Annotated in this window: 10 protein-coding genes; 2 read left to right on the top strand and 8 right to left on the bottom strand. The window is 68.0% G+C overall.

Annotated elements, in window-relative coordinates:
- Positions 1-5: 5 nt before the first annotated feature.
- The 8 genes from HND91_RS04675 to HND91_RS04640 all read right to left on the bottom strand — a co-directional run bounded on the left by HND91_RS04675 (position 6) and on the right by HND91_RS04640 (position 11,264).
- Positions 6-812, bottom strand: a complete 807-nt coding sequence (locus HND91_RS04675; protein ID WP_181705383.1) for an FkbM family methyltransferase — start codon at positions 810-812, stop codon at positions 6-8.
- A complete protein-coding gene (locus HND91_RS04670) occupies positions 809-2,899 on the bottom strand; it encodes a nucleotide-binding protein (RefSeq protein WP_181705382.1) in 2,091 nt (696 codons plus the stop codon). The genes HND91_RS04675 and HND91_RS04670 overlap by 4 nt, the downstream gene beginning before the upstream one ends.
- Positions 2,896-4,104 (bottom strand): FG-GAP repeat domain-containing protein, encoded by a 1,209-nt coding sequence (locus tag HND91_RS04665; RefSeq protein WP_181705381.1) that lies wholly within the window; start codon positions 4,102-4,104, stop codon positions 2,896-2,898. The genes HND91_RS04670 and HND91_RS04665 overlap by 4 nt, the downstream gene beginning before the upstream one ends.
- On the bottom strand, positions 4,101-4,958 hold the full coding sequence (locus HND91_RS04660; protein ID WP_181705380.1) for a PIG-L deacetylase family protein: 858 nt from the start codon (positions 4,956-4,958) through the stop codon (positions 4,101-4,103). The genes HND91_RS04665 and HND91_RS04660 overlap by 4 nt, the downstream gene beginning before the upstream one ends.
- A gap of 130 nt (positions 4,959-5,088) precedes the next feature.
- The gene (locus tag HND91_RS04655; RefSeq protein WP_181705379.1) at positions 5,089-6,633 is read right to left on the bottom strand and encodes a tyrosine-protein kinase family protein; all 1,545 of its coding nucleotides are present in this window, start codon (positions 6,631-6,633) and stop codon (positions 5,089-5,091) included.
- 855 nt (positions 6,634-7,488) lie between these two features.
- Positions 7,489-8,277, bottom strand: a complete 789-nt coding sequence (locus tag HND91_RS04650) for a response regulator transcription factor (protein WP_181705378.1) — start codon at positions 8,275-8,277, stop codon at positions 7,489-7,491.
- Positions 8,278-8,906: 629 nt separating this feature from the next.
- Positions 8,907-10,118 (bottom strand): glycosyltransferase family 4 protein, encoded by a 1,212-nt coding sequence (locus HND91_RS04645; protein WP_181705377.1) that lies wholly within the window; start codon positions 10,116-10,118, stop codon positions 8,907-8,909.
- Between the two features lie 54 nt (positions 10,119-10,172).
- A complete protein-coding gene (locus HND91_RS04640; RefSeq protein WP_246329322.1) occupies positions 10,173-11,264 on the bottom strand; it encodes a glycosyltransferase in 1,092 nt (363 codons plus the stop codon).
- Positions 11,265-11,699: 435 nt separating this feature from the next.
- On the opposite strand from HND91_RS04640, the gene HND91_RS04635 reads away from it, so the two are divergent.
- The gene (locus tag HND91_RS04635) at positions 11,700-12,560 is read left to right on the top strand and encodes a DUF2189 domain-containing protein (protein WP_181705375.1); all 861 of its coding nucleotides are present in this window, start codon (positions 11,700-11,702) and stop codon (positions 12,558-12,560) included.
- 122 nt (positions 12,561-12,682) lie between these two features.
- Positions 12,683-13,492, top strand: coding sequence for a cytochrome c oxidase subunit II (locus tag HND91_RS04630; protein ID WP_181705374.1), 810 nt, complete (start codon positions 12,683-12,685; stop codon positions 13,490-13,492).
- Positions 13,493-13,556 lie beyond the last annotated feature (64 nt).

The following is a 13,556-nucleotide window of genomic DNA, read 5'->3' as shown; positions in this document are numbered from 1 at the left end:
CCCGGTCAGCGGACCGCTTCCGGTTCCGCCAGGATGTTCGCCACGTGCCAGCCCGCCCCCGGATAGCTGTCCGCCAGGGGCGTGAACCGATAGCCGAAAGGCCGCAGCACGGCCTGGCAGGCCTCCGCCTTGGCGTCGAGACGGGCCCGGTCGGCGTCGTCCACCTCGAAGACGATCACCGGAGCCGCCCGGCGCAGCAGCCCGGTCATGCCTTTGAGCACCGCCTCCTCCGCGCCCTCGACATCGATCTTCACCACGTCGGGAAGCCTCACTCCGCCACCCGCCACCAGATCGTCGAGAGAGACCAGACGCACCGACAGGCTGCCGGTCGTGTCCGGCGGGCGGTCGGCGGTCGAGAGGGCCGACCCGCCGGATAGCCGCGCGAGCAGCAGCTCGCCGCTGCCGCTGTGGTCCGACGCCGCCGCCTCGATGACCGTCACGTTGGGAAAACCGTTGGCCGATATGTTCCGCCGGAGCAGGTGAACGTTCGCGGGCGAAGGCTCGAACGCCACCACCCTGCCGGCGGGGCCGACAGCGCGGGCGGCCAGGATGGTGAAGAAGCCCACGTTCGCGCCCACGTCGAAGAACACGCTGCCGCGCCCCAACCGATCCGCGATCGCCCGCTGAACCGGCCACTCGACGGTGCCGAGCGCGTAGCCCGGATTGGACCGGCCCGCGTTGATGACGAGGCCGGCGGCCGGGCCGCACAGGATCCGCCGGTTCCTGTCCGTGGCCCACCAGCCGACCGCGCGCGAGACCCCGGGCAGCTTCTCGACGCGGCGCACGAGGCGTCCCGGAAATCGGTCCGTCATGCTCCTCCTCCGGATCTGGCGATGAAGCGATGAAATCGGCTGCCGGTGTCGTCGCCCCACTCCCAGTTGGCGACGAGCCCCACCCGGCGGATCGCGAGCCGCCGGGCATCGCGGTGGATGTCCCGGAGCGAGCGGTAGAGAACCGGTTCGCCGTCCACGTGGACGGTGTAGACCATGCCGTCGAACGCGGCCCGGAGGCGATGCCGCCGGCCCCAGTGGATGCGCGCGCCCACATTGGTCCAGACCGCGTCGTAGAGGTCCTCGAACCCGTCCAGCGTCAGGAAGGACGATATGGACGCGCCGCCGTAGCCGTCGCTGAGCCAGTTGTTGATGGTCAGGTGGTTGCCCGCGTCCTGCCAGAAGACGAGGCCCGCGCGGCCGCCGTGGCCGTCGCCGCGGCGCGAGCCCGGGGGCGTGATGTCGACCTCCAGGTCGGCGAGATTCGGGCTCTCCCAATCGACCGTGTAGATGGTCCGGCCCGGGTTCGGCCTCGCGCGGTCCGCGTCCACCCTGGCCGCCCCATCGCCCGTGGCGGCGATCACGCCGCGCCCGGCGGCCCGCCGCCAGCGGGTCGCGCCGTTGGCGGTCGTCCGCCCGTCGAGGTCGCCGGCGGGGCCGTCGAAATCGTCGCGTAGAATCTCGCGCTCCGCCGTCGGCGTTGGCAGGCGCGGCAGATGCAGGAGACCGGTCGCGTCGATCGCGCGCGGATGGGCCTCCAGTCGCCGGACCGTCACGGCCCCGGCGAGCGCGAGTCCCAGCCCCGCCTCCGCCGACAACCGGCCGTCCCGGATGCACCGGCCGAACAGGCGCCGCCCGTCGAGGAACACGGCGATCTCGGCGCCGTCGTCGCTCACCTGCAGCGCCCGATCGCCGTCGCCCGGTCCGACATCCTCGGCGGCGATCTCCTCGACCCGGCCAGCCGACCGGACCGACAGGGCGCATCGCGCCTCGTCCAGGCTCACGGACCAGCCGTCCCCGTCGCCGGCCACCCGGAACCGAAGCTCCACGCGTCCGGGTTCCCCGGCGACGACCACCAGCAGGAGCCCCGGCGGCTGGCCCGCCCGCAGAGTGGCTTCGCCCGCTCCCGTCGCCCGCAGCCCCTCCGGCGACCTCTGAAGCCCGTCGGTCACCGTGGCCCAGGCGCCCCCGATTTCCGCCGCTGTGCCGCGCAGTGGACCTTCGCCGGCGAACAGGTCGGCGACCGAAGCGGTGCCGTACCACCGGTCCCACGCCCCGACCGTCCGGATCTCGACGCCGTGGACGCGCGTGTCCACCCTGAAGCCGATCTGGCCGAGCACGCTCTGATGAAGGCCGGCGTGGAACGGCCCGGCTGCCGGGCGAGGATCCACCAGGAGGGGTCTGAACCGCGGATAGGTCGGAAGGCCCGGCACCCGGTCCAGTCCGGCCGCCGCCAGGTGAACGACGCCCCACCGGCGGACGAGCACCGCGTAGTGGATCGGAACGTTCTGCACCCCGTGGAGCACCGGCGGCATCCGGCCGCCGCTCGACGCCCGGAGCTGGCCGTTCTCATAGCCCGTGGCGTGCATCACCAGACCGAAGCCTTCGGTCGTCGGATCCGCCGGAGCCGGCGTGCGATACCAGCCGATGGCGAAATTCTCGTCGAGCGCGGGAGCGCCGTGTCGGCGCCGACGATGCAAGGGCACCCAGCGGCGCAGGTGATCGAGCAGCAGCCGCTTGCGCGGATGGCGCAGCCAACTCGCGAGCCGTCCGGCCAGAGGCTCCGACCCGTTCCCCTTCGCCCACTGCCAAAGGCGGCGCGCGAGGTGCTGGTGGAGATCGCCGGCCTGCGAGGTGTTGTGGCCGTTGAGCACGAGCGCCGCAAGGACGAGCCCGTCGCCCGCCTCGAACGGCCCGTAGGACGCGCCCGCCCGCCCCCAGCCGGGCGTCGCCAGCGGCTGGATGCGCAGAGCGCCGTGATCGATGCCGATCACGCCCTCCACATCCACCACATGCCGGCCCCACACGTCGTCCGGTCGGCCGCCGCCGAGCCGGCCGGGCGGCACGGTCCCCTCGAAGCGGTCGAGCAACGGCTCGATCGCGGCGGCGATCCTGCGGTGCTCGGTCACGTTCGCTCGTCCAGCCGGTTGATCCAGAGGCGGACCGGCGGATGGCCGGTCCAGTTGGCGCCGAAGATGTCGAGGTCCCCATCCTCGTCCATGTCGGCGACGACGCCGTTGTGCAGCCCCTCCGCACCGACCACCTGGACGAGCCAGCGCCCGGCCCTGCCATCCGCGTTGAGGAGGACCAGGATGCGCGGCGTGGCTGCCGTGTGCATCTGCGCGACGACGAGGTCCGTGTCGCCGTCCAGGTCCATGTCGCCCGCCTGGAGCGTATGGCCGCGCTCCAGGCCTGCCATCACCGTATGCTTCACCCAAGGTCCCGCCGGCCCCTCGTCCCCGACCGTCCAGCGGTCGACGTCGGCCGTGTTCTCCGAGCTGGCGAAGATCACCTCGGCCCGCCCGTCCCCGTCCACATCGGCGACGAGCGCCTTGAAGTCCGCGTCCGCCTCTCCGATCGGATATCGGACCCAGGCGCCGCCATCGCGGGCCGCGGCAGCGCCCGGATTGCGGATCCACGCGCCACGGACCACGAGGTCCACCAGACCGTCCCCATCCACGTCCCCATGCGCCAGACCTTCGTTGCCGAGATCCCCATGTGGGAACTCGACTCTCTCCCAATCGCCCGGCGCGGTTTGGAAGAAGATCATCAGCGCGTGGTGGCTCCGCGTCGCGATGTCGAGACGACCGTCTCCGTCGTAGTCGGCGGGGTGCACGTCCTTGCCCCATCCGCCGACCGACCCGATCACCCAGCGGCGCCAAGACGCCCCATCCGCCGGATCGCCGCCCGGGCGCGGGTTCTCGAACCACAGGAGATTGTCCGGGCCGTCGCCGTCGGGAACGACGATGTCCAGGTCGCCGTCGGCATCCACGTCCGCAATGCTGCCGTCCGTGGTGAATTCCACGGTCGGGGTCGCGACCGTCGTCCTCGACCAGTCGGGATGGCGATACCACGCCAGCTTCTCGGCACTCCCTCCGCCGACGACGAGATCCTTGTGGCCGTCGCCGTCGATGTCGCCGACGAGTTTCACATCGCCCGCCATGCCGTCGTCGACCACGACGCGCTCGAACGGAACGGCCTCCACGGTGCCGGCGCCGGCGCCGCCCCCTGCCCCTCGCAGACCATCTCGCAGCGACGGATAGGCGAACGCCATCGCGACCACCGGCAGACCGAGCCCGATCGCCAGCAGCAACCTGATGCCCGGCCGGGTCATGGCGCCGCCGCCGCGAGCCGCGGCGCCTCCGCCAAAACCCGGCCGGGCGTCCACAGGAAGACTTCGACCGGCTGCAGGAGGCACGCGAGGAGATCCCCTCCCGCGACGTCCCGAAGCGTCGGCCAGTCCGGGTCCGCCCCCTGGCGCTCCATCTGGGAGCGGTGTTCCGCCAACGCGGCCCGCTTGCCGTCCAGCACGGACCGGACATCGACCGCCACGTTCAAAGCTCTGAGGAGGCGGACACCCGACAACGTACCGATCGTATTTCGCACCACGGCCCGCGCGCCGCCGCCGCTCGTCGGCGCAAGGCGGACGAAGGGCCAGTGGTGCCAGGCCCAGACCGGGTATTCGAAGGCGTCGGCCCGCCCTCCCCATTCCGCCATCGCCCGGCGAACGATGTGGTTGGCCGCCCGATGATCCGCCGGCGGATCGAGCCGGTGTGGGTAGAAGACCTCCGCGGGCCGCACCGTCCTGAAGAGGTCGAGGAGGTCGGCGGCCGCTTCGTCCTGGTGGTCGCTCAGCCGGCCGTCCGGATAGCCGAGAAAATGAACCGCCCGGTCCGGCACGCGAAGCGCCCGGCACGCCGCGAGCGCCTCGGCCTTCCGGATCTCCGCCAGCCGGTCCGGCGGCATCAGGTGGGCATGGGAGCTTCGGCCGTCCGTGATGAACACCACCGTCACGGCGCATCCCGCGCCGCGCTTGCGGAGAATGGTGCCGCCGCAGCCCAGGGTCTCGTCGTCCGGATGCGGTGCGACGACGACGGTCGGCCCGTCCCGCCGGCCGCCGGCCGGATCGATGGGCGCGAGCCTCCGGAGTTTCCGGCGGTAGGACGTCTGAAGCGCGATGCGGATCATCGGAGCGTCGGTCCTTGCTGTGTTCCGATCCGGCCGGGTCGACCGGCCTCCAAAGCTGTTCTCGGCGCACCCCATCCGCATCGGGCCCGGCCGGCCCTCGGGCGAGCCGGACACGCTCGGTCCGGAGCGGCTATTGGGCAAAGGTCCCCCACCGTTTCTGGCCATGGGAACCGTGATGCGTCCGCGCCTTTGTCAGAAGCACGCCGAAGCTGGTCGTGTCGCTCGCGTGCAGGATCTGGATGAGGCTGGCGACCATGTCCACGGGAGTTCTCCCCCACTCGGCCACCACGATCACGCCGTCGCAGAGCGCGCTTGCCGCCAGCCGGTCCACGCCGGCCGTGAGGGGCGGCAGGTCGACGATGACGACGTCGAACATCGTCATCTCCTTGAGGAGCGCGTCCATCACGCCCGCATCCAGAAGGTGTTCCGGACCGAGGGCATGGCTCGGCAGAAGCCAGAGGCACTCGTCCCGCAAGGTCGTGATGGCCCCGCGCAGGGCCTCGGGCCCGGGCGCTTCGGAGCCGGCCTTGACCTTGCGCGCCAGTCGCCGGCTCAGGGCCGCATGGTAGATGTCGGCGTCGATGAGCAGGGTCTTGAGGCCGGAGACGGCGTGGGCATAGGCGAGATTGCTGGCGCAGGTGCTCTTGCCGTCGGACGGCAGGGCGGACACGACGGCGATCCGCCGTGCCGGACGGCGCACCCTGGCGAGGGCGAGCATGCCCTTCACGTTGAAGATGGTCTGGGTGAAGCGGGAATCCGGCTGCCGGATGACTTCGTCGAACCGGCCGTATCCGCCCCGCGTCCCGAACACGCGCGGGAGTTCCCCGATGCAGTCGAGGCCGAACTCCTCGCGGATCTGGCGCGGGAAACGCACGGTCTTGTCGAGGGAATGACGCAGGAACGCGAGGCCGCCGCCGACGAGAAGCCCCGCCAGCAGGCTGAATGACAGCACCAGCTTCGGCTTGGGGCTGTTCGGCTCGAGCGCCGGTGTGGCCGGCGTGATCACCCTGACGCCGACGGCCGGAAGAGACTGCTGGCTGATCTGGTCCGTGTAGGCGCCGAGGAAGCTCTCGTACATCTTCCGATAGGTCTCGGCGGTGACCTCGAGTTCCTCCAGCGTGGGCGGTCCCGCGGTGCCGAACTGCGCGGTATCGACCGAGGCGTCCGGCACTCCGATTCGATAGTCGTGCCGTGACCGGAACGCTTGTGCGATGGCCACGGCCCGGTTCATCTGGTTCCGAAGCTGATCGAGACGCCGTTCCATGGAGGCGCGGCCCTCGTTCGCCGCCGCGGCCTTGATCTCCACCTGCTCGCGCACGTAGGCGTCGGCGAGTGCATTGGCAATGCTTGCCGCCAAGTCCGAATCGACGGATTGGAAGGTGATCTCGATGGCGTAGGACACGCCGAGCCGCCGAACCGCAAGACCGGATTGGAAGATGGCCATCGCGCGGCGGTTGAGTTGAAACTCCGTGAGCGGACGGCCCCGAGGAGCGGTCGCCTGCGTGTCCGCGCCGTCGCCCGCAAGCATGCGCCGCGTTTCGTCGCCGACAAGACCGTATTCGGCGAGGCTGTCGGAAACGATCCCGCGCAGCCGCCAGAATCGCTCGGCCCATGATGGAGCGCCAGATTCGATGAACGCGGTATTCTCGCGGAGACCGAGACGATCGATCACCATCTGGGCGATCTTCTCCGAGCCCAGAACCACGATTTGGCTCTCGATCTGCGCCGTGTCGATGGAGAGATTGACGTCCGAAGCCGTCGTGGCCTTCAGGAAGGACGGGAGTTCCGGCTCGATGAGGATCTGCGTTCGCGCCACATAGGCCGGGTCGCTCGTGGCCAGATAGATCCAGGCCGCCAGAAGGGAGAACCCGACGCATGCGAGGACCGACAGAAGGTATACTCTGAAAACGTTCAGTATATCGGCGAAGCTGAGGACATCCCCTTCAGGTCGGATCTTGGATGCGGTGCCGGGGCGCCATTCAGTCACGGTGTCCATGTGCCGCTCGCTCCTGGCCTATACCGGAGTGATCGCCCTTCTGCCTGATGTGCGGAAACGGCCGATCCGATAGGCGTTGGCACCTCCGTCAAATCAGCCAGCCGATCGATGAGGGGCGATGCGCCAACGATAGCGGTGCGGTTCATCGCGGTGTCGCAGCCAAAGGACGTAGGAGCGCTACCCCCAAACGGACGACCGGCAATGCTCTTCCGGCGGCCGGGCGCCGGCCGAAAGGCCGAGTTCGTCGACGCCTTCGACACGATGGGGCGAAGACGCGCGCGCGGTGGCTCTGGTGGCGGAGATGGTTCGACCTCGCCGGCTCTGGGCCTGCGGTCCGCAGCTGCGCAGCGGTGGGCATCCAGGGTCGCCGTCAGCCGGCCGCCGGTCCCTCCTGACCCGACGGTCGACCTCTCGAACCTGATTGGGCGACGCCCGCCCAGACCTTTCTCCGATCAGGTTGCACGGCCTGATCGTCGAGAAAGCGCTCCAATGCATTGAGCGTGTTGCGATTTTTCCGTCAGATCGGAAAGCGCTCTAGCCGGCGGCCGCCGTGGTGCCGGATACTCTCGACCAGCCCTCATGCTCGATCAGTTCATTGATCATGTAGGCGGCCTCTGTGCGGTTCCGCGCCTTCAACTTCTTCATGATGGTTCGGATGTGCACCTTCACGGTGCTTTCGCACATGTTCAACTCGTACGCGATCGTCTTGTTGGCCTTGCCGCGCCTCAGAAGATCGGCCACCAGTTCCTGCCTGGGCGTGAAGCTCCGCTCGGCGTCGCGCTGGGACGCGCCCGACATTTCCTTGATGCGCTGCGAAGACCAGAGCAGCACGTCGGCCGGTATGTAGATCCCGCCTGCATTGACCAGATACATGGCCTGCAATGCCACGATGATGTGATCGCTGTCTGGAATATAGCCACGGGCGCCGCTCCGGATGATCGCGGAGACGCTCTCCACATCATCTACGTCGGAAACAACGACCACCGCGGTGTCGGGACAGATACCGGCGGCTGCGGAAATCATCTTCAGGGTTTCTGTGGCCCTGGCCTTCCTCCACTCCAGGCAGACCGCGAGGACCTCAGCCAACGACGCGGGATCTCGCGCCGCAGCCATGTAATCTTCAAAGGACGCATACTGGCGGATCGACAAAGCGCCTTCCATCATCTGAAGCGCCCGCGCGAAGCATTCCCGCATAAGGCTCCGGCCGTCGATAATGGCAATCCTCAATTCATGACGCTTATGATCGGCGGTTGTCAGATTGGCGGTCGTACCCTGAATTATCTTTGAAATCTTCGTCGCAGACTCAGACTCGTGGAAAGACATATCTGCCTCCAGTTTTAGTTGGAGCATACCGCATATCTACGAGATGTTCAGGAAATCACATATGCTTGGAAGCCAATAAACTCCGGCAATAAGAGCCGATCGCCGGATACTCGCCACTACATAAGGCGACGGGCAGTGTGGTCCCGATGGATCTGTATACATCGAATTTAACGAAAAATTAACTCTTTCGGACGATCCGTGCCGAAGGTATCGGTCAGCATAGCTGACCGATCGAGCATGGGAATTACGTGCTCTTGTCACCGCAATGAATGTGCAGTGCAAGGAAGGTGTCACCAAGCCTATTACCAGATCTAACGTGTAGGTTGCGCGACTTGGGCAGAAGCATCACTGTGTTTGCTGGTGAACACCAGCGACGAGAGGTCTGTCGAGTAGCACGCGATCGGCGGGAAAACGCCAGGAAAGCATGCAGTGTTAATGATGTTTCTTGCGGTCTCGGCGCGGCAGATATGGACTCACCATCCTGCTCTACGGACTGCGCTCGCCCTGCCGAAGGCGTGCGGTCCGATCGGGATCGCGGTTCGAGGTGGAGAGACAAAATGTCGCAGGGCTTCGTCATCTGCCGCTGGGCGCCCTGATCGGCAGCCTCCGCTCCCGCGATCTGGCCCGCTTCAGGCATCAGGCAGAGGACCGTCCGCGACACGCCGGACCAGGGCCTCGTACTCGTCGACCATCCGGCCCACCGAGAGCAGCTCCTCCACCGAGGAGCGCGCAGACCCGCGCAGCCGGTCGAGAAGCGATGCGTCGCTCGCCAGCTTCAGCATGGCATCGCGCAGGTCCTCGGGGCGGCCCGGATCGAACAGCAGTCCGTTCACGCCGTCACGCACGACCTCCGGTATGCCGCCCCGCCGACTGCCGATCACCGGCACGCCGTGGCCGAGCGACTCGTAGATCACGCCGGCGAACGGTTCGTCCCACAGGGATGGGACGATGGTGACGTCGACCCGATCGAAGAAGGATGACGGATCCACGAACCCGACGAAGTCGATGCCCGTTGCACGGTGGCGCGCCGCGAGGGCGTCCATGTACCCGGCGTCGCCCGTACCGGCGACGACGAGCCTTAGCGGCCGGTCCGAGGCCTTCGCGACGTCGCAGAACGCGGACAGCAGAAGGTCCACGCCCTTCACCGGGGAGAGGCCGCCGATATAGCCGAAGCTGAACGGGTGGTGCGACCGGCGAGCCGGGTGCCGGTCGATGTCGCGGGCGTCGTTGATCACCGTTCGGATCGGCACGCCCGCGAACAAGGGCGCTGCGAGATGGCTCGCCAGGATCGCGTTGCTGACTCCGACGACAGCCGACACGCCCGACGACAAACGCCCGTGTGGGAGCCTCATCAGGCCACATTTCACGCACCGGCGGGCGCACCGCTCCGAACGCGCCATCATGTTGATGTTGGGGCAGATTAGATAATAGTCGTGAAGGACATGCACGACCTTCTTCCGTCGGGCGAAGGCCGCCTGCCACGCCGAGGCGGAGAAGCCCATCAGGTTGTGGGTGACCACGACATCGGGCGACGTGTCGTCGATCACGCGCTCGACCTGCCGTCGTGCCGGTCGATTGTAGACATCCCTGATTTTCCAAAGGGCTCGGTCCAGCCGTCCCAGCCGCTCCGGACCGTACGGGAGGGCCGCGTTCATGACGGGAACCCGGACGGCGTCCACGCCCTCCACGGTGTCCCGGCGCCACTCCCGGTCCGGGCTCAGCGAGAGACTGACGACCGAATGGCCGCGGGCCGCCATGCCGCTCCAGAGCAGTTTCTGCGTGATCTCGGCACCGCCCCGGATGTGCGGCGCGTAGAAGCTGTTGATCGTCAGGATCCTCATTCCACCGCGCCCCTCCCGCCCTTCGCTGCCGCACACCGGCAGGCGGCGGGGGCGTCAGGCCTCTCGAACGGCGGCCTGGAGCAGGACGCGCCACTCCCGGGAAAACCGATCGCGCGAGTATTGGGCGAGCCTCGCCGACATCCGCGTCAGTCGTTCGGCCTTCTCGTCGTCCCGAAGGGCGCACAGCACCGCCATCGTTCTGGCGATGTCGTCTACGTCGAATGGATCGAAGGTGAGCGCCGCCTCCCCCGCCACCTCCTCCAGGACCGTGTTCCGGCTGACCGCCGGAACGAGACCGCTCGCGATCGCCTCGGCCACCGGCATGCCGAACCCCTCCAGGCGGCTCGCCAGCACGAACCCGGCCGCGTGCCTGTAGAGCCACGTCAGTTCCGTGTCGCGAACATAGGGCAGGAGCAACACCCCTGGCGTCCGTCGGGCCTGCGCGACGACGGCCGCGTGTCCCGGCTCCTCCGGTCCGCCGCAGAGGACGTAGTCGATCCCACGCTCGTACAGGCCGGACCTCGCGTAGCCGGCGATGCTGGCGAGTTGCCCCTTTCGGGCCCCGACCGATCCGACGGTCAGCAGAAACGGCCGCTCGACGCCGGCGACCGCCTGGTCGGCGGATTTCACATCCGTCCGGATGTGCGGGTAGATCACCGTGGTCGAAGCAGAGCAGTCGAAAAGGCTCAAGTACGCGGCGCGTGACGTCTCGCTGACGAACACCAGGCGCGGTCCGGACGCCGCGATGTGCCGGTACGCAGCCTTGTAGAGGTCGCACACCGTGGGCTCGAAGAGGTCCGGGTGCGTCAGCGGCCCGACGTCGTGGACCAGCACGATGTCCCACGGGCCTAGCTGGTAGTTGAGCGCGGTCAACGGATCGAGGTGCAGAACCGGCGCTTTCCGCCGGACCGGCGGCAGGCCGGGCGCGCCTGTCATCCGGCGCATCAGCTCGGCGGACATCAGCCGGCCCGCGAGCCGGCCCACGAGATAGGACGGAACGCGCCGGCTGCTCAGCCGTCCATAGAGGACGGCGCCTACGAGGTCCGCGTTGTCTTCGATGATGTCCCGGCCAATGAAGTATTTTCCTGTCCGGTTATGGATCGCGAGCGAGAAGTCGACATCGATCCTTCCAGCGGAGCTGTCCATGGCCGGCACTCCTTTCCAAGAAGGGCCAGAGTACGACAAGATGCAAGTGAACCACCAGCGCGCCGCCAAAGCGCGGCTCCGACGACCAGCGCGACGATCGCTCAACCAGGGACATCACACGACGGCAAGCGCCGGCCGAGTAAGCGCTCTTTGTCGGTCGGCGCATGACGGCACCTCGGACCGGATCGGGCCAGCCGCGTCCGAAGTCCGGCGCGGCGAGCCGAAACGCGACGAAGGTTCCGGATCTGGAGGCCCCGGCTCGTCGGGACGACCGATCTTGCCGCGCCGTAGTTCAAAGACGTTTTCTTTCTGGTACGGCGGCTGTTTCAGGCGTATGGTCTAGGTGGTGTCGCGGCTTCGCCCGTGACTTGCTTGTCTCTGGCGACCGACATGACTGCCGCGACTTCTCGAACACTGTTCGAGAGGAGAAGGCCCATGACGATCAGAAACCCTGCCGAATGGAGCAGCGACCACATTCGCGCGACGACTGCGGCCCTGCGCACGAAACATCCGCCCCTCTACAGGCCGAAGGCCGAGCTGGATGCGACCAGGCCGACGATCAGGTCCATCGAAGTCTCCGACCTGAAGGACGTGCTGCGCAAGGGCCTTCAAGACTTCGGCGCCTATCGGATGGACGTCATCTTCATCAGCATCGTCTATCCGTTGGCCGGCCTCGTGCTCGCCCGGGCGGCGCTCGGACGTGACCTGCTTCCGCTCGTCTTTCCCCTCGCGTCCGGCTTCGCGCTGATCGGCCCCTTCGCGGCATCCGGCCTCTACGAACTGAGCCGCCGCCGCGAGCAGGGACTGCCCGTCTCCTGGACGCACGCCTTCAGCATCTTCCGGAACCCGTCGATCGGGGCGATCCTGGAACTCGGCCTCATCCTCGCCGGCATCTTCCTGTTCTGGCTGGCGACCGCCATGGCGATCTACAATCTCACCCTCGGTCCCGAACCTCCGGCCTCCATCGGAAGCTTCTTCCAGGACGTGTTCACCACGGGCGCAGGCTGGGCGATGATCGTGCTCGGCGTCGGTATCGGCTTCCTGTTCGCCCTCCTCGTCCTGGCGATCAGCGCGGTCTCCTTCCCGCTGCTCCTGGACCGGCGGGTCAGCTTGTCGACGGCCATCGGCACATCGGTCCGCGCCATGATGGTCAACCCGGTTCCGATGCTCGCCTGGGGCGGCATCGTGGCCGGCAGCCTCGTCCTCGGCGCCATCCCTCTCCTCTGCGGCCTCATCATCGTGATGCCCGTCCTCGGCCACGCCACCTGGCACCTCTACCGCCGAGTGGTCGAGTAGGCTCGCGCCGCCGCGGCCGCCGACGGCCGCGGCGGCCTTCCCCGGGTTGAGACCTCGTGTTGCCGCCCTCCGGCCAAAGCCGCCGGGGAACCGGTGCCACTTTCCGCAAGAAAGGAAGGCCGATGCTCGTCGCCTTCGCGATCCTTCTTGTCGTGGTCGGATCCGTCCTGTTCCACCTCCTGAGCCCCTGGTGGTGGACGCCGGTCGCGTCCAACTGGGGGACGATCGACACGACCATCACCATCACCTTCTGGATCACCGGCCTGGTCTTCACGGCCGTCGGTCTCTTCGTCGCCTACTGCGTCTTCCGATTCCGGCATCGGCCGGGCGGCGAGCGGCCGATCTACGAGCCGGAGAACCGCAAGCTGGAGGGCTGGCTGACCGGCCTCACCGCCGTCGGCGTCGCCGCCATGCTGGCGCCGGGGCTGCTCGTCTGGAAGCACTTCATCACCGTGCCGCCCGAGGCGGCCGATGTGGAAGCGGTCGGGCAGCAGTGGCAATGGACCTTCCGCCTGCCCGGCGACGACGGCCGGCTCGGCCGGACGGCCATCCGGCTTGTCGGCCCCGACAACCCGCTCGGCATCGATCCCGCCGATCCCGCCGGCTCCGACGACATCGTCGTCGACGGCGGCGAACTGCACCTGCCGACCGGCCAGCCGATCCGCGTGCTGCTCCGGTCCACCGACGTCCTGCACGATTTCTACGTCCCCGAGTTCAGGGCGAAAATGGACCTCATCCCCGGGATGGTCACCTACTTCTGGCTCACCCCGACGCGGTCGGGCACGTTCGACATCCTGTGCGCCGAGCTCTGCGGGGTCGGTCACGCCTTCATGCGCGGCAGCGTCGTCGTGGAGGACGCCGTCGCCTACCGGTCATGGCTGGAGGATCAGAAAGGCCGGATGGTCGCCCGTCTGGCCACGCCTTCGGAATGAGGACCGCGCTTGGCGCCGCCCGGAGGAGGCGGGCAGCCCGGCGGCGGCAGCCACAAGGAGGGTT

Origin of the sequence: Chthonobacter rhizosphaerae (assembly GCF_013839525.1) — a bacterium.
Lineage (GTDB): Bacteria > Pseudomonadota > Alphaproteobacteria > Rhizobiales > Pleomorphomonadaceae > Chthonobacter > Chthonobacter rhizosphaerae.
Note: the sequence above shows the minus strand (reverse complement) of the source record. Positions and strands in the feature narration are given on the sequence as shown.